The sequence below is a fragment of the Labedaea rhizosphaerae genome, assembly GCF_004362825.1.
GTDB classification, from domain to species: Bacteria; Actinomycetota; Actinomycetes; order Mycobacteriales; family Pseudonocardiaceae; genus Labedaea; species Labedaea rhizosphaerae.
On sequence record NZ_SNXZ01000001.1, the window covers coordinates 1960846 to 1982063 of the forward strand.

At 70.4% G+C, this 21218-nt stretch carries 22 protein-coding genes; 13 read left to right on the top strand and 9 right to left on the bottom strand.

All coding sequences use genetic code 11. The features are described from left to right. Positions 1-24: 24 nt before the first annotated feature. From EV186_RS09480 to EV186_RS09490, 3 genes are read left to right on the top strand one after another with little or no spacing between them, the layout of a single operon-like run. Positions 25-642, top strand: coding sequence for an alpha/beta fold hydrolase (locus tag EV186_RS09480; protein WP_133848609.1), 618 nt, complete (start codon positions 25-27; stop codon positions 640-642). A 10-nt stretch (positions 643-652) separates the two neighbouring features. Further along, the gene (locus EV186_RS09485; RefSeq protein ID WP_133848610.1) at positions 653-1921 is read left to right on the top strand and encodes a thymidine phosphorylase; all 1269 of its coding nucleotides are present in this window, start codon (positions 653-655) and stop codon (positions 1919-1921) included. Between the two features lie 45 nt (positions 1922-1966). Beyond that, on the top strand, positions 1967-3127 hold the full coding sequence (locus tag EV186_RS09490) for an NAD(P)/FAD-dependent oxidoreductase (RefSeq protein WP_133848611.1): 1161 nt from the start codon (positions 1967-1969) through the stop codon (positions 3125-3127). A 61-nt stretch (positions 3128-3188) separates the two neighbouring features. On the opposite strand, the gene EV186_RS09495 is transcribed toward EV186_RS09490, so the two are convergent. Next, positions 3189-4490, bottom strand: coding sequence for a hypothetical protein (locus tag EV186_RS09495; protein ID WP_243753894.1), 1302 nt, complete (start codon positions 4488-4490; stop codon positions 3189-3191). A gap of 191 nt (positions 4491-4681) precedes the next feature. On the opposite strand from EV186_RS09495, the gene EV186_RS09500 reads away from it, so the two are divergent. Further along, on the top strand, positions 4682-5785 hold the full coding sequence (locus tag EV186_RS09500; protein ID WP_133848612.1) for an adenosine deaminase: 1104 nt from the start codon (positions 4682-4684) through the stop codon (positions 5783-5785). A gap of 55 nt (positions 5786-5840) precedes the next feature. On the opposite strand, the gene EV186_RS09505 is transcribed toward EV186_RS09500, so the two are convergent. The 4 genes from EV186_RS09505 to deoC all read right to left on the bottom strand — a co-directional run bounded on the left by EV186_RS09505 (position 5841) and on the right by deoC (position 10507). Next, on the bottom strand, positions 5841-7136 hold the full coding sequence (locus tag EV186_RS09505) for a primosomal protein (protein ID WP_133848613.1): 1296 nt from the start codon (positions 7134-7136) through the stop codon (positions 5841-5843). Positions 7137-7243: 107 nt separating this feature from the next. Beyond that, the gene (locus tag EV186_RS09510; protein WP_133848614.1) at positions 7244-8110 is read right to left on the bottom strand and encodes an aldehyde dehydrogenase family protein; all 867 of its coding nucleotides are present in this window, start codon (positions 8108-8110) and stop codon (positions 7244-7246) included. Further along, the gene (locus EV186_RS09515; RefSeq protein WP_424982333.1) at positions 8103-9533 is read right to left on the bottom strand and encodes an aldehyde dehydrogenase family protein; all 1431 of its coding nucleotides are present in this window, start codon (positions 9531-9533) and stop codon (positions 8103-8105) included. The genes EV186_RS09510 and EV186_RS09515 overlap by 8 nt, the downstream gene beginning before the upstream one ends. Then, positions 9533-10507, bottom strand: a complete 975-nt coding sequence (gene deoC / locus EV186_RS09520) for a deoxyribose-phosphate aldolase (protein WP_133848615.1) — start codon at positions 10505-10507, stop codon at positions 9533-9535. Before deoC ends, EV186_RS09515 begins: the two co-directional genes overlap by 1 nt. Before the next feature lie 76 nt (positions 10508-10583). On the opposite strand from deoC, the gene EV186_RS09525 reads away from it, so the two are divergent. Then, positions 10584-11420 (top strand): GNAT family N-acetyltransferase, encoded by an 837-nt coding sequence (locus tag EV186_RS09525; protein ID WP_166659070.1) that lies wholly within the window; start codon positions 10584-10586, stop codon positions 11418-11420. Positions 11421-11462: 42 nt separating this feature from the next. On the opposite strand, the gene EV186_RS09530 is transcribed toward EV186_RS09525, so the two are convergent. Next, positions 11463-12104, bottom strand: a complete 642-nt coding sequence (locus EV186_RS09530) for a DUF1707 SHOCT-like domain-containing protein (RefSeq protein ID WP_166659071.1) — start codon at positions 12102-12104, stop codon at positions 11463-11465. Between the two features lie 100 nt (positions 12105-12204). Further along, complete coding sequence (locus tag EV186_RS09535) at positions 12205-12525, bottom strand: VOC family protein (RefSeq protein ID WP_133848618.1); 321 nt, start codon at positions 12523-12525, stop codon at positions 12205-12207. A gap of 58 nt (positions 12526-12583) precedes the next feature. Between EV186_RS09535 and EV186_RS09540 the strand changes: the two genes are divergently transcribed. From EV186_RS09540 to EV186_RS09570, 7 genes are all read left to right on the top strand, one after another. Continuing rightward, the gene (locus tag EV186_RS09540; RefSeq protein ID WP_133848619.1) at positions 12584-13015 is read left to right on the top strand and encodes a hypothetical protein; all 432 of its coding nucleotides are present in this window, start codon (positions 12584-12586) and stop codon (positions 13013-13015) included. 18 nt (positions 13016-13033) lie between these two features. Beyond that, a complete protein-coding gene (gene upp / locus EV186_RS09545) occupies positions 13034-13657 on the top strand; it encodes a uracil phosphoribosyltransferase (protein ID WP_133848620.1) in 624 nt (207 codons plus the stop codon). Between the two features lie 271 nt (positions 13658-13928). Then, positions 13929-14330: a MerR family transcriptional regulator gene (locus EV186_RS09550; protein ID WP_133848621.1), complete on the top strand. Its 402-nt coding sequence runs from the start codon at positions 13929-13931 to the stop codon at positions 14328-14330. After that, entirely contained in the window at positions 14327-15307 is a 981-nt protein-coding gene (locus EV186_RS09555; protein WP_133848622.1) for an aldo/keto reductase, read from the top strand. The genes EV186_RS09550 and EV186_RS09555 overlap by 4 nt, the downstream gene beginning before the upstream one ends. Positions 15308-15376: 69 nt before the next feature. Continuing rightward, complete coding sequence (locus EV186_RS09560) at positions 15377-16546, top strand: hypothetical protein (protein WP_133848623.1); 1170 nt, start codon at positions 15377-15379, stop codon at positions 16544-16546. 16 nt (positions 16547-16562) lie between these two features. Beyond that, the gene (locus EV186_RS09565; protein ID WP_133848624.1) at positions 16563-17720 is read left to right on the top strand and encodes a methyl-accepting chemotaxis protein; all 1158 of its coding nucleotides are present in this window, start codon (positions 16563-16565) and stop codon (positions 17718-17720) included. After that, positions 17717-18178 (top strand): DEAD/DEAH box helicase family protein, encoded by a 462-nt coding sequence (locus EV186_RS09570; RefSeq protein ID WP_133848625.1) that lies wholly within the window; start codon positions 17717-17719, stop codon positions 18176-18178. Before EV186_RS09565 ends, EV186_RS09570 begins: the two co-directional genes overlap by 4 nt. A gap of 167 nt (positions 18179-18345) precedes the next feature. On the opposite strand, the gene EV186_RS09575 is transcribed toward EV186_RS09570, so the two are convergent. After that, positions 18346-19548, bottom strand: a complete 1203-nt coding sequence (locus EV186_RS09575) for an MFS transporter (RefSeq protein ID WP_133848626.1) — start codon at positions 19546-19548, stop codon at positions 18346-18348. 276 nt (positions 19549-19824) lie between these two features. On the opposite strand from EV186_RS09575, the gene EV186_RS09580 reads away from it, so the two are divergent. Further along, positions 19825-20820, top strand: coding sequence for an ArsR family transcriptional regulator (locus EV186_RS09580; protein WP_208115513.1), 996 nt, complete (start codon positions 19825-19827; stop codon positions 20818-20820). Here EV186_RS09580 and EV186_RS09585 read toward each other — a convergent pair. Continuing rightward, entirely contained in the window at positions 20805-21218 is a 414-nt protein-coding gene (locus EV186_RS09585) for a GyrI-like domain-containing protein (RefSeq protein ID WP_133848627.1), read from the bottom strand. The two genes, EV186_RS09580 and EV186_RS09585, sit on opposite strands and share 16 nt — an antisense overlap.

Genomic DNA, 21218 nt, shown 5'->3' on the forward strand with positions numbered 1-21218 from the left:
CCGTCCCGGCTCCGACTCACGTGCATGAGCACATACGTGATGATCCACGGGGCGGGCGACACCGGCTGGTACTGGCACCTCGTCACCCCATTGCTGCGGGCCCATGGCCACGACGTCGTAACCCCGACCCTCCCCGGCGGTCCGGTCGGCCTCACCGAGTACGCAGACACGGTGGTCGAAGCGGTGGGCTCCCGAACCGGTGAGTTCGTGGTGGTGGCCCAATCCTTCGGAGGGTTCACGGCACCGCTGGTCGTCGACCGGCTCGGCGCGTCAGCGCTGGTGTTCGTGGCCGGGATGGTGCCGAAGGCCGGCGAGTCGCCGGACGGGTGGTGGACCGGCACCGGCTACCCCGGTCCTTCGGGTGACGACGACCTCTTCTTCCACGACGTGCCCGCCGAGCTCGCCGCCGAGGCCGAGAAGCGCCCTGGTGCGCACTCGACGACCTCGTTCGACGAGCCCTGCGCGCCGTTGCCGGACGTCCCGACCCGCTACGTCCTCGGCCTGCGCGACCGCTTCTTCCAGCCGTCGTTCACCCGCCGCATGGTCGCCGAGCGCCTGGGCATCGAGCCCGAGGAGATCGATGCCGGCCACTGCGTGGCGCTGGCCCGGCCGAAGGAGCTCGCGGAGCTGTTGCTGGGCTAGCGTGTCCAGCATGTTCAACGCGGTGGACGTGATCAGGACCAAGCGTGACGGCGCGGTGCTGAGCGACGGTCAGATCGACTGGGTGATCGACGCCTACACCAGGGGCGACGTGGCCGACGAGCAGATGTCGGCGCTGGCGATGGCGGTGTTCCTCAACGGCATGACGGCGGCGGAGACCGCGCGGTGGACCGCCGCGATGGTCAACTCCGGCGAGCGCCTGGACCTGCACGTCGACCGGCCGACCGTCGACAAGCACTCGACCGGCGGGGTCGGCGACAAGATCACGTTGCCGCTGGCGCCGCTGGTGGCCGCGTGCGGGGCGGCCGTGCCGCAGCTGTCCGGGCGCGGGCTCGGGCACACGGGCGGGACGCTGGACAAGCTCGAGTCGATTCCCGGCTGGCGAGCGCAGCTGTCCACCGACGAGATCCAGCGGCAGCTCTCGTCGGTCGGCGCCGTGGTGTGTGCGGCGACGACGGGCCTGGCGCCGGCGGACCGGAAGCTCTACGCGTTGCGCGACGTGACCGGGACCGTCGAGTCGATCCCGTTGATCGCGAGCTCGATCATGAGCAAGAAGATCGCCGAGGGAGCCTCGTCGCTGGTGCTGGACGTGAAGGCGGGGTCCGGGGCGTTCATGAAGTCCACTTCGGACGCTCGGGCGCTGGCCGAGGCGCTGGTGTCGATCGGCAAGGAGCACGGGCTGGGCATCGCGGCGTTGATCACGGACATGTCGGTGCCGTTGGGTGCGGCCGTGGGCAACGCCGTGGAGGTCGCGGAGTCGGTCGCGGTCCTGCAGGGCGGCGGCCCCGCGGATGTCGTGTCGTTGACGGTTTCCCTGGCGCGGGAGATGTTGTCGCTCGCCGGTCTGTCCGATGTGGACCCCGCGGAGGTGCTCGCCTCCGGTGCGGCCTACGAGACCTGGTGCCGGATGATCGCCGCTCAGGGCGGGGACCCCGACGCGCCCTTGCCGAAGCCGAAGCACGTGCACGTCGTGTCCGCGCCCTCGTCCGGCGTGCTGACGTCGTTGGACGCCTACGCGGTGGGCGTCGCCGCGTGGCGGCTCGGCGCGGGGCGCACGCGCAAGGAAGATCCGGTGCAGCACGCGGCGGGAATCCTGTGCCACGCCAAGCCCGGGGATCGCGTGTCGGCCGGGGACCCGGTGCTGGAGCTGCACACCGACACGCCCGAGCTGGTCGAGCCCGCGCTCGCCGTCTTGACCGACGCCTTCGAGATCGGTGCCGCCGCGCCGGAACGAAAGATCCTGCTCGACACGGTGCGGTGACCCACGCCACTGTCACACTTCGCCGGGCCACGGTGTCAAACGAGCATGAGCGATCACAAGAACACGAAGGTCGTGGTGGTCGGCGGGGGCTACGCCGGCGCGCTGGCGGCCAACCACCTGCACGTCCGGTCCGACGTCGACGTCACGCTGGTCAACCCGCGCTCGCGGTTCGTCGAGCGGATCCGGCTGCACCAGCTGGCGGCGGGCAGCGGCTCGGCCACCACGGACTTCGCGCGGGTGCTGAACCCTAAGGTCCGCTTGGTCGTCGATGAGGCGACGGAGATCGACGCGGCCGCACGCGAGGTGCACCTGGCCTCCGGTGACGCCCTGCCCTACGACTACTTGATCTACGCGGTCGGCAGCACCGCCCCCGCGCCGGCGGTGCCGGGCGCGGCCGAGCACGCGTTGCGCATCGCCGAGTTGTCCTACGCCGAGGAACTGCGGGAGCGCGTGTCGACCCTGGACCCGGACGCGCCCATCTGCGTCGTCGGTGGTGGCCTGACCGGCATCGAGACCGCGGCCGAACTCGCTGCGCGGCACAAGTCCGTGCACCTGCTCGGCGGCGGGCGGCTCGGACCCTCTCTCGGTGACGGCGGCCGCGCGTCGGTGGCCCGTCAGCTGCGCAAGCTGGGCGTGACGGTGCTCGAGCAGGCCGTCGTGACCGAGGTCCGCGCCGACGCGGTGGTGCTGGCGGACGGCTCGTCGCTGCCCAGTGCGTTGACCGTGTGGACCGCCGGGTTCGGCGTGCCGCAACTGGCCGCGCGCAGCGGGTTGTCGACCGATGCGTTGGGCCGCTTGCGCACCGACGAGACGCTGACCAGCGTCGACGACCCCCGCATCGTGGCGGCGGGCGACGCGGCGGCGCCGTCGGACCAGCCGCTGCGGATGAGCTGCCAGGCTGCGTTGCCGCTGGGCGCACAGGCCGCCAACACGGTCCTGAGCCGCATCGCGGGTACCGACCCGGCGGCGTTGAGCCTGGCGTTCTTCGCGCAGTGCATCAGCTTGGGGCGCGCCATGGGGACTTTCCAGACCGTGCACGCCGACGACCGCCCGCGGCGCCTGCACCTCGGCGGGCGGACGGCTGCCTGGGTGAAGGAGTACATCTGCAAGGGCGCGCTGAACTACGTGGTCAAGGAAGGCCGCAAGCCCGGCTCGTACTGGTGGCTCAAGGGCCGCCGGAAGCTGAGCGCGACCGCGTCGGCGTGACGCTCGCGCACAACAAAACGCCCCCGGGCGAACCCGGGGGCGTTTCGGTGTCCAGCGGTGCTCAGGCGCCTTCGGCGATGTCGTTCTCCTCCGAGGACGACTTCTCCGAGCCCTTGCCGTTCTTCGGGGTGTTCCGGCGCCGGCCCTGACGCGGGAGCGTGGTGGGCGGCGGCGGGGGCGGGGTGCCGCCACCGAGCATGAGCTCGGCGAAGGTCGCCATCGCCTCGTCCAGGTGACCGCCGATGCGGCGCTCGGTCTCCTCGTTGCTCTTGCGCACCAGCGACGTCACCGACTCGGAGTCGGGCTGGTGGGACAGGGTGCTGTGCACCTGCGACAGGCTCTGCTCGATCGTGCCGCCGAGTTCCTTCAGCCGCGCGGTGAAGCCGTCCTCCACCGTGTCCAGGCGGGTGGCCATCTCGTCGAGGCGCGTGGTCACCTGCTCGAGGCGGCCGGCCAGACCCTCCAGGCGCTCGCTCGCGTCCACGGTCTCGCGGGCCTCGTCCAACGCCGCCTGCAGGGCCTGGCGGGTCTCGTCGAGCTTGGCCTGGACCTCGGCGTGCGTCCCGTCCAGCTTGCCGTGCAGGGAATCCGCGCGCTCCACGACCGCGCCACGCAGGTTCTCGGTGTGCTCGCCGACCTTGGTCTGCACCGCGGCCTGCACCGCCTCCGCGGTCTCGGCGACGGTGCGCTGCACGCCCTCGCGGCCCTCGGTGACGACCTTGTGCACGCTGTCGCGGCTCTCGGTCACCGAACGCTGCAGCGTGTCCTTCGCCCCGTCGAGGTGCTCGTGCACGCCCTCGTCGACCTCGTCGATGCGGGCCCGCAGCACGGTCTCCATCGACTCGATGCGGTCGCGGACCGGGCCGTGCACCGCGCTGGGCAGCGCCTCGATCTTGGTGTCCTGCTTGTCGAGGTGCAGCTCGAGCTCGTCGAGGCGGCGGTGGATGTTCGACAGCTTGTCCTCGAGCCCGTCCATCCGGCCCGCCACGCCCTCGAAGCGGCCGGCGACGCCGTCGAGGCGGCCGTCCAGCTGGGCGAAGGGCTTGGCCAGCTTGTCCACGATGCCCTCGACCGCGCGGGTCATGGCCTGGATCGCGGTGTCCTGGGCCTCGAGCTTGGCCATCGCCTCGTCGAGGCGCTCGGCGAGAACGCTGGTCTCCGTGCGGTCCGGCAGCTCCGAGAGGCGCTTGCGCATGGACCCGATGGCGTCCAGCGGGGACATCCGTGCGTGGATCTCGTCCAGCGCGTCGAAGATCTGTTGCTGCTCGCTCTCGCGGATCTCGGCCGCGCGCGTCAACATGGTGCGCATCCGGTCGAAAGAAACCGTGGAGTTGTTGCTCTCGTTCACGGGCGTGGCCTTCATCCTGGGGAGGGGAGTCGAAGGCGACTCTAGCCATTGCCAGAAGGCGTCCATACACCACCCGTTGTTTCGCATCGTCCACAAAGGCCGTCGTTGGGCCGATTGGTCGACGTTCTCGCACGTCGCCGTACGGCCGTATGGACGATACGTGTAGGCCGGTCTCACCCATACGGGCGACGGGTAGCGTGGCCGCCATGCCGACTTCGACGCCGGTCGCGGTGACCCCGCAGACCATCCGGATGGCCCCCAAAGTTCTCCTCCACGATCACCTGGATGGCGGATTGCGCCCCCGGACAGTGATCGAGCTGGCCGACGCCATCGGCTATCCGGGGTTGCCGACGACAAACGAGGAAGAGCTGGGCCGATGGTTCGTGGCGGCCGCGGACTCGGGTTCGCTGGAGCGCTACCTGGAAACGTTTGCGCACACGTGCGGCGTGATGCAGGACGAGGCCGCGCTCATTCGGGTGGCGGCGGAGTGCGCCGAGGATTTGGCCGCCGATGGGGTCGTGTACGCAGAGGTGCGATATGCGCCCGAGCTGTTCACCGAACGTGGGATGTCGCTGGACACGATCGTGTCCGCTGTGCAGGAGGGTTTCCGGCTCGGCACGGAACGCGCGGCCGAACAGGGGCACCGGATCCGGGTCGGCACCCTGTTGTGCGCCATGCGCCAGAACGCCCGGTCGCTGGAGATCGCCGAACTCGCCGTGCGCTACCGCGACGCCGGCGTGGCCGGGTTCGACATCGCGGGCCCGGAGGCCGGGTTCCCGCCCACCCGCAACCTCGACGCGTTCGAGTACCTGCACCAGCAGAACGCCCACTTCACGATCCACGCGGGCGAGGCGTTCGGGCTGCCGTCGATCTGGGAGGCCATCCAGCACTGCGGGGCCGAGCGGCTCGGGCACGGCGTGCGCATCGTCGACGACATCAAGGTCGACGAGAACGGGTCCATCCACTTGGGACGGTTGGCCGGGTTCGTGCGGGACCGGCGCATCCCGCTGGAGATGTGCCCGAGTTCGAACGTGCAGACCGGCGCGGCCGCGTCCATCGCCGATCACCCGATCGGATTGCTGACGAAACTGCGCTTCCGGGTGACGGTCAACACCGACAACCGGTTGATGAGCGGGTGTTCGATGAGCAGCGAAATGGCCGCGCTGGTCGAGCACTTCGGTTACGGGTGGGCCGATCTGCGGTGGTTCACCATCAACGCGATGAAGTCCGCGTTCCTCGGGTTCGACGAGCGGCTGGCGATCATCGACGACGTGATCAAGCCGGGCTACGCCGAGCTGATGGGCAGCTGACAGAAAATGGCCCCGGCAGCGCCTGCTGCCGGGGCCATTTCCTGTCTGCGAAGCCTCAGTGCACGCGCAAGCGGTCCTCGAACTCGGTGACCAGCTTGCGGAAGGCGTCGACCTCGTCGGTGAACGGCGGGCTCGGCGCCAGGCGGGTCGGGTCCGGCTGCAGGATGAACGACACCAGCCAGCCCAGGCTCTCCGACTGCTTCAACGCGTTGTCCACGCTGTCGTCGTCGGCCCACTCGGCCGCGTCGGTCAGCAGTTCCACCGCCAGGTCCAGCTGGACCGGGTCCACCGAGTCCGGCCCGTCGCCCAGGTCGTCGGCCAGGCCCGACAGCACGTAGGTGTTGTCGGTGTGGACGTCGATCTCCAGGCTGCCGTCGGTCGCCTTGGTCTGGACGTCTTCCCACGTCGAGACGTCCGACAGGTCGTTGCCGTGGTCCTCGTCCGGCTCGGCGATGTACTTGGCCAGGGCGCGCGCCGAGCCGAACGCGTCGATCTTGCCGCCGCTGCCCAGGAAGATCGGCTCGTCGTCGAGGTAGCAGCGCAGCGTGTAGTACTCGGAGCCGTCGGTGATGATCTTGATGGGGTCGATGCCGACCTCGGCCCAGAAGCCGGTCGGCTCTTCCTCGTCGTCCTCGTCATCGTCCTCGTCGGACTCGTCGTCGAGGTCTTCGTCCGCGTCGTCGTCATCGTCGACCTCGTCGAGGTCTTCCTCGTCCGACTTGGCGCTCGCCGCGGCCTCGGCCAGCTCCGCCTGGAACGCGGCCAGCTCGTCGGAGGTCTGGTCCAGCGTGGCGGCGTCGACGTCCGGCACGGTCACCACGTCGTCGAGCGCGTCGAGGACGTCGTCCCAGCGCTCGACGATGGTCTCGGCCAGCTCCGTCCACAGGCGCTCGCCGTCGCGGCCGGTGAACGGGATGGTGCCCTGGTCCAGCAGCGAGAAGCCGTCCGCGGAATCCAGGACCTCGTGCACCTCGTCCAGCTCGCACACGTCGGCCAGCGAGCGGACGATGGCGACGATCTCGGCCAGCTCGCCGATCGTCCACGTGTCCGGCTCCTCGGCCGCGAGCTCCGGCACGCCGACCAGGTCGTAGGTGTGCGCGTCGTCGGGCACCAGTTCGGCGACCGCGAGCCCGGGCACCACGCTCCACGCGGGGTGGTCGGCGAGGTCGTGCTCGTCGACCGTCCGGACGAACGCGGCGAGGTGCGCGGCGTCGGGGAAGGCGAACAGGTCGTCCTCGTCGCCGAGGAACGCTTCCCACTCCTCGCCGTCCTCACGCCAGCGCGGCGCCCACAACGTCACGAGATCGCCCTGGGGCAGACCCAGCTCGATCGGGACGATGTCCTGAGCCATCGGGAGCTCCTCCTGCTCGGCCGGTGGTGCGAGTGCGCGGATGGCACACCGAGGCGCAGCCTACGGGGTCAGGCAACCACCATTGATCGGGAGGTGGAGCGGACTATTCAAACCCCCATCGGGTGCCAGACGGTCTTGGTCTCCAGGAACCGGCGCAAGCGCGACACATCGGGCTGCTTCGTCCAGTCGGGTTCGTTGCCCCGCACCGCAAGCACGCGCTTGACGGTCCCGGCCGCCGCCTCTTCGAGATCGGCGATGGTGTCCTTGGGCGCACCGGTCAGGTCCAGCGCGTTCACGTCGGCGTGCGCGGCCAGCCACGGCGCCAGCTCGGCGGTCCTGCCGGTCAGGATGTTCACCACGCCGCCGGGCACGTCCGAGGTGGCCAGCACCTCCGACAGCGTGATCGCCGGCAGCGGCCGGTCCTGCGAGGTCAGCAGCACCGCCGTGTTGCCCGACGCGATCACCGGCGCGAGCACGCTGACCAGGCCCAGCAACGACGAGGACTGCGGCGCGCAGATCCCGACGACGCCGGTCGGCTCCGGCACGGAGAAGGAGAAGTACGGCCCGGCGACCGGGTTCGCGGCGCCGAGGACGGTCGCGATCTTGTCCGTCCACCCGGCGTACCAGACCCACCGGTCGATGGCTGCGTCCACCACTGCCTGCGCCCGCTTGGCCTGCCCGCCCTCGCTCGCGGCGACCTCGGCGATGAACTGCTCGCGCCGGCCTTCCAGCAACTCGGCGACCCGGTAGAGCACCTGGCCGCGGTTGTACGCCGTCGCGCCGCTCCAGCCACCGAACGCCTTGCGCGCGGCCACGACCGCGTCACGCACGTCCTTGCGGGAGGCCTGCGCCGCATTGGCCAGGAAGGTGCCGCGCGAGTCGCGCACCTGGTAGGTCCGGCCGGACTCCGAGCGGGGGAACTTCCCGCCCAGGTACAGCTTGTAGGTCTTCGCGACCGCCAACCGGTCAGACATCGAGGTACGCCTCCAAACCCGCGCGGCCGCCCTCACGACCGAAGCCGGACTCCTGGTAGCCGCCGAACGGCGCGGTCGGGTCGAACCGGTTGAACGTGTTCGCCCACACCACGCCGGCCCGCATCTTGTTCGCCATCCACAGGATCCGCGAACCCTTGTCCGTCCAGATCCCGGCGGACAGGCCGTACGGCGTGTTGTTCGCCTTGGCCACCGCCTCGTCCGGCGTGCGGAAGGTCAGCACCGACAGCACCGGGCCGAAGATCTCCTCGCGGGCGATCCGCATCGACTGCGAGACCTGCGAGAACACCGTGGGCGCGAAGAAGAAACCCTTGTCCGGCAACGGACACGGGCTGGTCCAGCGTTCCGCGCCCTCCTCCTCGCCGGAGGCCGACAGCTCGCGGATCTTGGCCAGCTGCTCGGCGGAGTTGATCGCGCCGACGTCGGTGTTCTTGTCCAGCGGGTCGCCGACACGCAGTGTGGACACGCGGTGGCGCAGCTTCTCCAGCACCTCGTCGGCCACCGATTCCTGCACCAGCAACCGCGATCCGGCGCAGCACACGTGGCCCTGGTTGAAGAAGATGCCGTTGACGATGCCCTCGACCGCCTGGTCGAGCGGGGCGTCGTCGAACACGATGTTGGCGGCCTTGCCACCGAGCTCCAGCGTGAGCTTGCGGCCGGTGCCGGCCAGCGAGCGCTGGATGAGCTTGCCGACCTCGGTCGACCCGGTGAACGCGACCTTGTCGATGCCGGGGTGGGTGGTCAGCGTGGCGCCGACGTCACCGGCGCCGGGCAGGATGTTCACCACGCCGGGCGGCAGGTCCGCGTCGCGGATGATCTCGGCCAGCACGAGCGCGGTCAGCGGCGTCGTCTCGGCCGGCTTGAGCACCACCGTGTTGCCGCAGGCCAAGGCGGGCGCGAGCTTCCACGCGGCCATCAGCAGCGGGAAGTTCCACGGGATCACCTGCCCCGCGACGCCGAGCGGTTTCGGGTCGGGGCCGTAGCCCGCGTAGTCGAGCTTGTCGGCCCAGCCCGCGTGGTAGAAGAAGTGCGCGGCGGCGATCGGCACGTCCGAGTCGCGCGACTCCTTGATCGGCTTGCCGTTGTCCAGGCTCTCCAGCACGGCGAGCTCACGCGAGCGCTCCGCGATCATCCGCGCGATCCGGAAGATGTACTTGGCCCGCTCGGCGCCGGGCATCTTGCCCCACACCTTGTCGTAGGCGCGGCGGGCGGCCTTGACGGCGCGGTCGACGTCCTCGGCGTTGGCCGTGGCGACCTCGGCCAGCACCTCCTCGGTGGCCGGGTTGATCGACTTCAGCGGCTCGCCGCCGCCGTCGACGAACTGGCCGTCGACGAACATCTGGTAGTTGGGCTTGAGGTTCGCGATGGCCCGCGATTCCGGTGCGGGCGCGTACTCCCAGTTCATCAGTCCACCGTCACGTAGTCGGGGCCGCTGTAGTGGCCGTCGAGTTGGGTGCGCCGCTGCATCAGCAGGTCGTTGAGCAGGCTGGACGCGCCGAAGCGGAACAGGTCCGGGGTCAGCCACTGCTCGCCCGCGACCTCGTGCACGGCGACCAGGTAGCGGATCGCGTCCTTGGTGGCCCGGATGCCGCCCGCGGGCTTGACCCCGCGCAGCTGGCCGGTCTGGGCGTGCCAGTCGTGCACGGCCTGCAGCATCACATGCGTGACCGGCAGCGTGGCCGCCGGCGACACCTTGCCGGTCGAGGTCTTGATGAAGTCGCCGCCCGCCAGCAGCGCGAGCCAGGAGGCGCGCCGCACGTTGTCGTAGGTGGCCAGCTCGCCGGTCTCCAGGATCACCTTGAGGTGCGTGTCGCCGCAGGCCTGCTTGATCGTGCGGATCTCGTCGAAGACCTGGCCGTAGCGCCCGGACAGGAACGCGCCGCGGTCGATCACCATGTCGACCTCGGTGGCGCCCTGCTCGATGGCGAACTCGGTGTCCGCGATCTTGATCCGCAGGCTGGAGCGGCCGGACGGGAACGCGGTGGCCACGCTCGCGATGTTGATCCCGGTCCCGCGCAGGGCCTCGGCCGCGGTGGCCACCATGTCCGGGTAGACGCAGACGGCAGCCACCTGCGGCACGTCCGGGCGCTCCGGGTCGGGACGCTTGGCCTTGGCGCACAGCGACTTGACCTTGCCTGCCGTGTCCGCGCCCTCGAGCGTGGTCAGGTCGACCATCGAGATCGCGGTGTCGATCGCCCAGAGCTTCGACGCCTTCTTGATGCTGCGGGTCGCCAGACCCGCGGCGCGTTGCTCGACGCCGACCTGGTCCACGCCGGGCAACCCGTGCAGGAAGCGGCGCAGTGACGTCTCGTCGCGGGTGGCGTCGTGCAGCTCGGGCGGTAGCCCCGTGCTCGACCCGGTTGTGGTGTCCACGGCCATGGGACGAGTCTAGGCGGAGCGACACGCAACTCATTTCGGTTGCCGACAGGACGGTCGCGGGGCCAGCATCGGGATGGTGACAAGCATCGCCGATCCCCCGATCCGCCGCCTTGACGAGACCGATGTCGCCGCGTGCGTGGCGTTAGCCGAGAAGCACGGCTGGCCGCCGGAGCCGGGCAAGTGGTCGCTGCTGATGCGGGTCGGCGAGGTCTACGGCATCGGCGACGACGAGCTGATCGGCACGGTCGCGCTCGTGCGCTACGGCGACGGGTTCGCCGTGGTCAGCATGATGGTCGTGAGCCCCGAGCACACCCGCCGCGGCCACGGCCGGCGCCTCATGGCCCACGTGCTGCGCGCCGCCCGCCGCTGCACGCTCGCGCTGTACGCGACCGCCGCCGGCCGCCCGCTCTACCTCGACCTCGGCTTCCGGACCATCGGCTGGTCGTCGAGCTACCTCGGCGTCCTCGACCAGGGCAGCGGCCAGACCCGGGTCGCCGCGGCCACCGACCTCGCCGCGATCGCCGCGGCCGACCGCGCCGCGTTCGGCGGTGACCGGTTGCCGCTGCTGCGCCGGTGGGCCAGCGAGGGGCGCTGGCTGCGGGTGGCCGAGCGCGCGGACCGGATCGCCGGCTTCGCCGGGGCGTGGCGGTCGCGCGAGGCCCAGACGTTGATCGGCCCGGTCGTGGCCGACGACCTGGCCACCGCCACCTCGTTGATCACCGACCTGGCCGCCGACGCGGGTGGCCAGGTCCGCCTGGACGTCGACCGCGCGGTGCCGGGGCTGGAGGCGTGGGCGCTGGCCCAGGGCATGATCCCGTCCGGTCCGGCGTTCCCGCTGATGACCGTGGACGGTGAGCCGTTGCCGGGTGATCGCGGACGGGTGTTCGCCCCGATCGGCAGCGCCCTGGGCTGAATCCTCTGGCTGGGTCCGGCTTGGCTACTCGCCGATCCGGCCCTACTCGCTGATCCGGCGCCGGCGCTTGGTTCGCTGCACGGCGACGCCGCCCATCATGGCGAAGCCGGTGATCCGCACGACCGGGCTGCCGGGCGGGCCGACCACGTGCGCCTCGTCGACGAACGCGCCGAGGAAGCCGAACCCGTTGACGTGCACGGTGATGTCGTCGGGCACCTTGATCTCCGCGCCACCCATGATCGCCGTGACCTGGATGGTCACCTCGCCCGCGGCGAAGCTCGCCTCGGTGAGGTCGAGCTCGGCGCCGCCCATCACGCAGACGACGTTGAACTTCTCCGGCACCACCCAGTGGCCGTGCCGTTCGACACCGGACATGACCGCGACCGCGTTGTGGCTGACCGGGCGGCCGCCGATGCGCCGGTCGGGTGGCTGGAACCCCGCCACCGCGGGCACCGGCCGCGTGCCGGGGGTGACGTCGTGCAACTCGACGGGCAGGTCGCTGAGCACGGGCTCGAGCTGGCCGATGGTCTTGGCCGCGTAGACGGTGGTCAGGCGTTCCTCGAGTTCGGCGACGGTGAGCCGGCCCTCGGCCATGGAGTCGTGCAGGACCTTCGCCACCCGCTCCCGATCGGCGTCCGACGCACGCAGGTTGCGCGGATCCGGCCGGTCCACCTCGTCGTTCACGAAGCCAGCGTACTGGTTCGGCCCACCAGGTCGGACGGTGTTCGGCGAAGCACCACCGGGGTGGCCGGGTGATCGCCCGGCGGCCGCGGACCAGGGGCGATCAGACCTGGCGGAGCCCGAACCGGACGCCCTGGTCATCGGCGCACTCGGCCCAGCGGCCGAAGCCGGGGCTGTCGTGGAGCTCGCCGTGCACCTGGCCACCCAGCTCGCGGACGCGCGCCAGGCTCGCGTCGAGGTCGTCGACGGCGAAGAAGACCTCGAACAGGGCCGAGGGGTCGCCGCCGTGGAAGCCGATCGACAAGCCCGCGGTGTCGGCTTGCCCGGGTCCGGTGAGCTGCCAGCCGAACAAGGCGCCGTAGAAGGCCTTCGCCGTGTCGCGGTCGGGCACGCCGAGTTCGATGTAGGTCGGTTCGCCAGCCATTGCTGGACTGTAGCCCCTGCTGTCAAGCATCCTTGACAGTCAAGGTATCTTGACGCCTGTGCTGGAGATGATCGACGAGATCGGCGCCCACCGCGGGTCGTACGAACTGGCGGGCGAGCCCGACAACACCATGTGCCTGCCCGTGTGCGACTGCGGCTGGCGCGACGTGCGCTGGTTCGGCGCCGACGACGCGGGCCGCTCGGCCGCGCGGGAGCGGTGGGCGCGCCACGCGTTGCTGGAGAACGAACTGCGGCCGCCGGACTGGCTGGTCACCAAGGCCACGATCCTGCGCGAGCAGATCACCGAGCTGATCCGCACCAGCCCGCCCGCCGCGCTCAGCCTGCTCGCCGACATCGACGGCTGGCACGGGGCGTTGCTGCGCGACGCCGTCGCCGCGGCCCGCGCCGGCGGGGCGTCGTGGGCCGACATCGGGGAGAAGCTCGGCATGAGCAGGCAAGCCGCGCACGAGCGGTTTCGCGGCGTGGCCTGACCGGTAGCGTGTCGCGCCATGGACGTCCTCGCGGTCGATCACCCGCTCGTCAAGGCCCGGCTGACCGTCATGCGGGACGCCCGCACCGACAACGCGACCTTCCGCGCCGCGTTGCACGAGCTCACCGTGATGCTCGTGTACGAGGCCATGCGGACCGCGCCGGTGCGCACCGAGCGGCTGCACACCCCCGTCGCCCGCACGGAGGGCTACTGGCTGGCCAACCCGCCGCTGCTGGTGCCGGTGCTGCGGGCCGGGCTCGGCATGGCCGACCAGGCGCACAAGCTGATCCCCGATGCCCAGATGGGTTTCGTGGGCCTGGCCCGCGACGAGGAGACGCTCAAGCCGACGCCGTACATGGAGTCGCTGCCCGAGACGCTGGCCGGGCGGCCGGTCTTCGTGCTCGACCCGATGCTGGCCACCGGCGGCTCGATGGAGTACACGATCCGCCTGCTCACCGGCCGTGGCGCGACCGACGTGACCGCGATCTGCGCGCTCGCCGCCCCCGAGGGCATCGAGCACCTCGAGAAGTCCGGCCTGCCGGTCCGCCTGGTCACCGCCAGCATCGACGAACGCCTGAACGACTCGGGCTTCATCGTCCCCGGCCTCGGTGACGCCGGTGACCGCCAATACGGCGCCGTTTGAGACAGGACTGCGCCGTCTGGCGCGGAGTTTTCCACAGCCGGGCGGTTGTCCACAGATCCCGCCATCACCCCCATTTCCGCAGGTCAAACCGATAGACTGGCTGAGGGGGTGCCCCCGGGACGGGTGGGGCCTGCCAACGCGCGCGCGAGAAAACGAGCGCGGCGAATCGGGCCGCGGACGGCTGGCGGACCGGCCAGCGGACCCCGGCGCGACGCGAAAAAACCCGATCTGATTTGACCTGGAGTGCACTCCAGCTCCTACGGTCGGAGGCGTGACTTATTCGATCGCCGAAGCGGCCCGGCGCACCGGGCTCTCGATCGACACGCTGCGGTACTACGAGCGCATCGAGCTGATCGACCCACCCGCCCGCGACACCGGCGGCCGCCGCACCTACAGCGAGGACGACATCGGCTGGCTGGGCTTCCTGACCAAGCTGCGCACCACCGGCATGCCCATCCGGCTCATGCGCGAGTACGCGAAGCTGCGCCGTGGCGGCCCGGCCACCGCGTCGCGGCGCAAGCAGATCCTCGTCGAGCAGCGCCGCGACGTCCTGGAGCGCATCGCCGAGCTGCAGGGCTCGCTGGACGTCCTCAACTACAAGATCACGAACTACGAGCAGATCGAGAAGGACATGGCCGGTCTGCTCGCCGCACCGCAGGAAGCAGCGTCATGACCATCCCCACCCGCAAGCTCGCCGCCCTCGAAGTCAGCGCCCAGGGCCTCGGCTGCATGGGCATGAGCGAGTTCTACGGCGATCGCGACGACGACGAGTCGATCGCCACCATCCACCGGGCCATCGAGCTCGGCGTCACCTTCTTCGACACCGCCGACATGTACGGCATCGGCGACAACGAGGTGCTGGTCGGCAAGGCCATCCACGACCGGCGTGACCAGGTCGTGCTGGCCACCAAGTTCGGCAACGTCCGCAGCAAGGACTCCGACGAGCGTGGCATCCGCGGCGACGCGGCCTACGTGCGCCAGGCCTGCGACGCGTCGCTGCGCCGGCTCGGCGTGGACCACATCGACCTGTACTACCAGCACCGCGTCGACCCGAAGACGTCGATCGAGGAGACCGTCGGCGCGATGGCGGAACTGGTCGAGGCGGGCAAGGTCCGCCACCTCGGGCTGTCGGAGGCGAGCGCGCAGACCATCCGCCGGGCGCACGCCGTGCACCCGATCACCGCGCTGCAGACCGAGTGGTCGCTGTGGACGCGGGACATCGAGGACGAGATCGCCCCCGTCTGCCGCGAGCTCGGCATCGGGATCGTGCCGTACTCCCCGCTGGGCCGCGGCTTGCTGACCGGCCGCTACCGCTCGGCGTCGGACTTCGGCTCCGACGACTTCCGGGCCGGGCACCCGCGGGTGGCGAACCTCGACCACAACCTCGCGATGGTGGACGCCCTGACCAAGCTCGCCGAGGCCCGCGGCGTGACCGCGAGCCAGCTCGCGCTCGCGTGGGTGCAGGCCCGGGGCGAGGACGTCGTGCCGATCCCGGGCACCAAGCGGCGCAAGTACCTGGAGTCCAACGCGGCCGCGGCCACGCTCGACCTGAGCGCCGAGGACCTCGCCGCGATCGAGGCGGCCGTCCCGCGCGACGGCGTGGCCGGTGGCCGCTACACCGAAGCGGGGATGCGCACCATCGACGCTTGATCGACAGGAACCCTCGCCCTGCCTGGTGCGTCCCTTTTGTGAAGGCCGACACTGGGGGAGGCATTCACGATGGGCGAGGGTTTCTACGTCGACCCGCACTACCTGTACGGGTTCGGCGACATGCTGTTCGCGGAAACCAAGCGTGACAACCAAAGCAGCTTGTGCCGGATGCGTGACCACGCGCGCCGCCACTGCATGGCGACGGACAAGTACACGGGCCTGATGTCCGTGATCAAGGGCGCCGTGTCCCGGTACGCGAACTCGCTGCACAACCGGCTGGACGACATGGCGGCCGTCGGCTGGGGCACGGCGAACGAGTTGCAGCACGCCACCTGGGTGTACGTGCACAAGGAGGCCGAGAACTCCAAGCGCCTGCACGACGGCAGCTACGACAACGCGCCGGACGCCGCCGCGGAGCCCTTCCCGGCAACGCACCCGAAGCTGGGCAAGCCGACCGTCTCCATCGACTGGCCGGCGATGTTCGACGAGTTCGGCAAGGACCTCAAGGACGTCGACTGGTTCGTCAGCGACCGCCTGGGCTGGCAGGTGCACCGCGAGCTGATCGTGGACATCACCGGCGACTGGACCGCGCTGGCCAACGCCGGGCACGCGCTGATCGCGATCGGTGACGCGGCGGACACCGTGTCGGCGAACATCAAGACCAACCTGGTCATCCTCGACCAGCACTGGGACGGCGCCAGCGCGCAGTCGGCGTTGGCGCTGCTGACCCGGTTCCACGAAGGGATCCAGGAAGAGGCGCCGATCAACCGGACCGTCGGGCGGATCTACATGTACGTCGCCGACGAGATCAAGAAGGTCGCCGGAAAGATCATCAGCACGCTCGACGGCCTGATCCAGAAGCTCAAGGACATCCTGGCCGACTATTGGGAAGTGCCCTGGCCCTTCGGTTCGTGCGTGTGCGAGGCCTACGACCTCGTCGACCAGAACAAGCACCTGTTCGACGGCCTGCGGACCTTGCTGCAGAACGTGCGCGTCCTGCTCGACGACACGCGGCGCCTGCTCGACGCGCTCCAGGATCCCGTCAAGGCAGCGGCGAACGTCGTTCCCGGCGTGAAGCACGTCCAAGAATCTTTCGACATCGTCAACGGCGCGGTCGAGAAGTCCACGAAGGTGCTGGCGATCGAGGCGGACGTCGACGACCTGGCGGATCCGCACGAGTTCGTCAACGCGCCGCACGAGCAATACCGTTTGCCTGGCGACGCCGAGGCGCCTGCCTGAGCACGAGGAGCAGTTCATGGCCGAGAAGTTCCGGGTCGACGCGCACTACCTCTACGGCTACGGCGCGATGCTGTTCCACGAGACCAACGGCGGCGACAACGGCAACCTGCACTTCATGCGCAGCTACGTCGACAACTCGTGCAAGTCCACCGACGGCTACAAAGGCTTGATGTCGCAGCTCAAGGGCCCAGTCGACGGCTACGCGGACGCGTTGCACAACCGGCTGACCAACCTGATGGGCGTCGGCTACGGCACCGCGAACGAACTGCAGCACGCCACGTGGGTGTACCTGGAGAAGGAGAAGGAAAACACCCACCGGATGGACGACGGCAGCTGGTACAACGCCGAGGACTACGCCGCCTTTCCGTTCCCGGAAAGCAATCCGGAGCTCAAGGAGCCCGACGCCGAGATCGACTGGCCGGCGATGTTCGAGCAGTTCGGCAAGGACGTCAAGGACATCGACTTCTTCATCAGCGACCTGCTCGGCTGGCAGGTGCACCGCGAGCTGATCGTCGACCTCACCGGCGACTGGAGCGACCTGGCCAAGGCGGGCCAAGGCCTGACCAACGCGGGCAACGCGGCCACCACCGTGTCGTCGACGATCGCGACCGGGTTGAAGACCCTCGACCAGCAGTGGGACGGTGCCGCCGCGCAGGCATGCATGGACTTGGTGACCAAGCTCTACCGCGCGGTCGACGAGGAAGCCGCGCTGAACCGCGTCGTCGGACGGATCTACGCGAAGACCGCCGACGAGGTGAAGAAGGTCGCCGGCGAGCTGATCTCGACGCTCAACGACGTGGTCAAGAAGGTCAAGTCGATGCTCCCGGACTTCTGGGACGGCTTCTGGAACATGTTCACCGGCTCGGCGGACAAGGCCTACCGCAAGGCTGCGGAGTACTTGTGTGGCAACCAAGAGCTGTTCACCTGGGCGCGCAACTTGATGAACGCGCTGCGCAAGCTGATCGACGACGTCAAGAACCTGATCGACGCCCTGAAGAAGCCGATCGACGAGGCGAACAAGATCAAGGAAGACGTGGACAAGGTCATCACCGAGGTCAAGGACAAGGCCGAACTGGCCGGCGATCTGGTCGAACTGGCCGACCCACACGGCTTCGTCGACGTGCCCACCGACCAGTACCACCTCCCCGCGGACCCGAAGGCGGACAGCAGATGAGCCACCCCGACTACCCGGACCTGCCCGATCTCCCCGAGCACGCCGTCGCCGCCGTGCGCCGCTTCGAGGAGTCGCGCGCCGAGGTCGCGACCATGCGGGAGCGGCTGTCCCAGCTGCCCCAACCAGATCCGGAGGAACTGCGGGTCGATCCGGTGGACGAGGCGGAACGCGTGCAGCGCCTGCGCGCGGCCGCCGAATCCGGCACGGCGCCGCCCGAGCTGATCCGGCTCGGGCGTGCGGTGCGGGCCGGTGAGACCACTTACGAGGCGATCGCTTCTGGTGCGGCCGATGACCTGCCGGTGGTCGCCGCGGCGCGGCAGGCAGCCTTGGAACGTTTCCACCAGGCCGTCGCGGACGGTTCGATCCGCTTGGTGCCGGACCACGACGCACCGGCGCCTTCGTCTTCACCCGCACGCGAGGATGAGCCACCGGAGTCGTTCATGAAACCGAGCTGGTAGCCAGCCGCCTCATCGTCAGTCCCATGAGGACGGTCGCGGCGCCCGCGGCGGCGATCAGGATCGGCAGGCCGTCAGGGACGTTTCGATCCGCTTGGTGCTGGACCACGACGCGCCGCCGCCTGCACCTTCGGCTTCGGCTTCACGCGAGGACGAGCCATCGGAGTCGTTCATGAAGCCGAGCTGGTAGCCAGCCGTCTCATCGTCAGTCCCATGAGGACGGTCGCGACGCCCGCGGCGGCGATCAGGACCGGCGCCGCGACCACTGTGGACAGTCCGCCGCACAGGGCCGGACCGAGGCCCTGGCAGGTCATCAGGCCCGTGCTGAGCAGCCCGAAGGCCTGACCGCGGCGGTCCGGGGGCACGGCGTCGCGGAACCGGCGCTGCACCGACAGGCCGTAGGCGAAGCCCGCACCCGAGCAGACCAGGGCCACGCCTGCGATGGTCGGCGGCAGCGGCGCGGCCAGCAACACCAGCGGCGCGCCGAGCAACACGACGAAGGCGACCAGCAGGCGTTCGCGGGTGGCCGGGGCCAGCAACCGCGCGGCGACCACGTCACCGACGAGCATCCCGACCGGCAGGCACGCGAGCAGCAGACCGCCGGCCGACGCCGGATACCCGCGCCCTGCCGCGTAGGGCACCAGCAGGCTTTCGGCACCGGTCACCAAGGCGGGCGGCAGCCACTGGGCGAGCAGCAGCGCGCGGATGACCGGGTCGGCGAGCAACGCCCGGTGGCCCGCGATGCTGTGCCGCACGAGCGAGCCGTCGGCCGGTGCGGGCTTCGGCAGGTCGGGCAGGCCGAACCGCACCCACGCGGTGGCGACGAAGTAGGCGCCTGCGGAGATGAGCAGCGCGCCCTGCGCGCCGAGCACGCCGATCGCGAGCCCGCCGCCCGCGAGACCGGCGAGCTGCGCGGCCGAGGCGGCCATGCTGTTCAGCGACCGGCCGAGCACGTAGTCGTCGCCGGTGAGGACCTCGGCGACCAGCCGCCCGGATCCGCCGAGGCACACCGGCGTCACCACCGCGCCGATAGCGACGAGCAGCAGATCACCCCAGACCGGCAGGTGGCCGAGCGCGAGGGCCAGGCCGGTCACGCACTCGAACAGGTTGCCGACCGCGATCAACGGCCGCGGCCGCACCCGGTCGGCCAGCGACCCGAGCAACGCCGCCCCGAACACCTGCGGCAAGAAGCCGCTCCCGAACGCCAGCGCCGCGAGCAAGGCGGACCCCGTCGCCGCGAACACCAGCACCGACAGGGCGAGGATCCGCAACGTCTGCGCGGCGATGGACAGGACGGTGCTGCCGAACAACACCCGGAACCGAGGCTCGGCGAGCACCCGCAGGTAGCCGCGAGAACGCACACCGGAACTCATGCCGTCACCCTCACGGCGGCAGCCGGCCGAGGCGATTGTTTCGCCCTGTGGCGTAACCTGATCCGTCGGCTACTGTGGTTCCCGAGCTCATTCGCGCTGGTCACTCGATCGGGTGGACACGCCCGGGATCTTGCCCGGATTTGGGCGTGTCGCCCGTCTGCTGTAACAGAGCAGCGCGGGCAGCCAGCGCCGGCGCAGCCACAGGACACGTTGGGTGAGCTACGCCCGGAAGGTGGTCCAGGATCGAAGCCCTCTCTCGGACGTAGGCTCGGCGGCGTGTGGCGGTTCGCGACGGAGCCCGAGGACCTGGCCCGGACGAGGTTCGCCGTTTCGCCGTTGTTCGAGTTGGTGAGCCTGCTCCGCACCCTCGCCGGCATGGGCTCGCGGCTGCCGCCCGCGTGGGCCGCCCGGTTGCGACCCGAGTTCACACGCCTGCGTGCGGAGGCGAACCTGGACCTCGTGCTCGCGCTGGAATCGCGCTACTCGGGTGCCTCGATCCTGGCGCCGCCACCGCAAGGGCTGGCGCAGACGATCGAGCAGGACCTCGCGGCGGTCCGCGCGACACCTGCCGAGGTGGCTCGGGCGGTGATCGACGCGCAGCTGACCCTCGCCGGCCCGGTGCCGGACGACGTGCCGGACCACGTGCTCGACCGGTTGCGTGGCCCGCGGCCGGTCCCGTTGCTCGCCGACGCCCTGGAAGCCGCCTGGCACGGCTTGCTCGCCGCCGACTGGCCGCAGCTGCGGGCGATCTGCGAACGCGATGTCGTGCACCGCGCGGGCGAGCTCGGCCGGACCGGCTGGGGCGGCGCGCTCGACGGCCTGCACAAGATGGTGCGCTGGCGTGGCGGTGCGATCGAGGTGCGGCGCCGGGCTCCGGGCGCCGATGTCACCACCGAACTCGGGGGCGCCGGGTTGCTGCTGGTGCCGTCGGTGTTCGTGTGGCCGGGGGTCGCGATCTTCAACGAGGACCCGTGGCCGCGGGCGTTGATCTACCCGGCTCGGGGGATCTCCGCGTTGTGGGCGACCGGATCCGAGCCGGGGGCCATCGGCGCGCTGCTGGGGTCGGCACGCGCGCGCATCCTCGTGGCGCTCGCCGAACCCGCGAGCACGACGCAACTCGCGCGCAGCATGGGCATGGCCGTCGGCGCGGTCGGCGACCACCTCGCCGTCCTGCGCGACGCGCGGCTGGTCGACCGGGCCCGGACCGGGCGGTCGGTGCTCTACCGGCGCACGCCGCTCGGCGACGCGCTGGCGGCTCAGGCTGATCCGTGAACCGGCACCCAGAGCTCGATTTCGTTGTGGCGCTTGTAGAACTCCACCAGGTACCGCTCTTTGTCCACAGTGGTCAGTGACTCGAGCTCCTGCATCGCAGGGCCGATGCGGGAGTACAGCTCCGGCGGCTCGCCACGCAACACCGTGCGCAGGTAGTCGCCGCCGGGCAGCTCGAAGCGCGCCAGGCCCCAGGCGTCCGCTGGGTCGTCGTCGCGGGGGACCGTGGCCAGGAGGTACTCGTTGGCGGCGACGTCCACGAGCCCGTAGAACTTGCGCCCGCGCAGGCCGACCAGCTCCTCGAACTCGGCCCAGCCCTGCTGCAGTGCGGGCAGTTCGTCGGGGACGCGCCGCACCAGCAGTGGCCGCGGCTGCTTGGTCACCCTGGCCGTCTCGATCAC

Excerpts from the sequence above, each read along its gene's own strand:
- EV186_RS09495 (WP_243753894.1), bottom strand. The coding sequence starts at position 4,490 with ATGAAGGCCACGCCCGTGAACGAGAGCAACAACTCCACGGTTTCTTTC.
- EV186_RS09570 (WP_133848625.1), top strand. The coding sequence starts at position 17,717 with ATGAGCCACCCCGACTACCCGGACCTGCCCGATCTCCCCGAGCACGCC.
- EV186_RS09510 (WP_133848614.1), bottom strand. The coding sequence starts at position 8,110 with ATGTCTGACCGGTTGGCGGTCGCGAAGACCTACAAGCTGTACCTGGGC.
- EV186_RS09505 (WP_133848613.1), bottom strand. The coding sequence starts at position 7,136 with ATGGCTCAGGACATCGTCCCGATCGAGCTGGGTCTGCCCCAGGGCGAT.
- EV186_RS09485 (WP_133848610.1), top strand. The coding sequence starts at position 653 with ATGTTCAACGCGGTGGACGTGATCAGGACCAAGCGTGACGGCGCGGTG.
- EV186_RS09490 (WP_133848611.1), top strand. The coding sequence starts at position 1,967 with ATGAGCGATCACAAGAACACGAAGGTCGTGGTGGTCGGCGGGGGCTAC.
- EV186_RS09500 (WP_133848612.1), top strand. The coding sequence starts at position 4,682 with ATGCCGACTTCGACGCCGGTCGCGGTGACCCCGCAGACCATCCGGATG.
- EV186_RS09480 (WP_133848609.1), top strand. The coding sequence starts at position 25 with ATGAGCACATACGTGATGATCCACGGGGCGGGCGACACCGGCTGGTAC.
- upp (WP_133848620.1), top strand. The coding sequence starts at position 13,034 with ATGGACGTCCTCGCGGTCGATCACCCGCTCGTCAAGGCCCGGCTGACC.
- EV186_RS09555 (WP_133848622.1), top strand. The coding sequence starts at position 14,327 with ATGACCATCCCCACCCGCAAGCTCGCCGCCCTCGAAGTCAGCGCCCAG.
- EV186_RS09515 (WP_424982333.1), bottom strand. The coding sequence starts at position 9,533 with ATGAACTGGGAGTACGCGCCCGCACCGGAATCGCGGGCCATCGCGAAC.
- EV186_RS09560 (WP_133848623.1), top strand. The coding sequence starts at position 15,377 with ATGGGCGAGGGTTTCTACGTCGACCCGCACTACCTGTACGGGTTCGGC.
- EV186_RS09535 (WP_133848618.1), bottom strand. The coding sequence starts at position 12,525 with ATGGCTGGCGAACCGACCTACATCGAACTCGGCGTGCCCGACCGCGAC.
- deoC (WP_133848615.1), bottom strand. The coding sequence starts at position 10,507 with ATGGCCGTGGACACCACAACCGGGTCGAGCACGGGGCTACCGCCCGAG.
- EV186_RS09565 (WP_133848624.1), top strand. The coding sequence starts at position 16,563 with ATGGCCGAGAAGTTCCGGGTCGACGCGCACTACCTCTACGGCTACGGC.
- EV186_RS09575 (WP_133848626.1), bottom strand. The coding sequence starts at position 19,548 with ATGAGTTCCGGTGTGCGTTCTCGCGGCTACCTGCGGGTGCTCGCCGAG.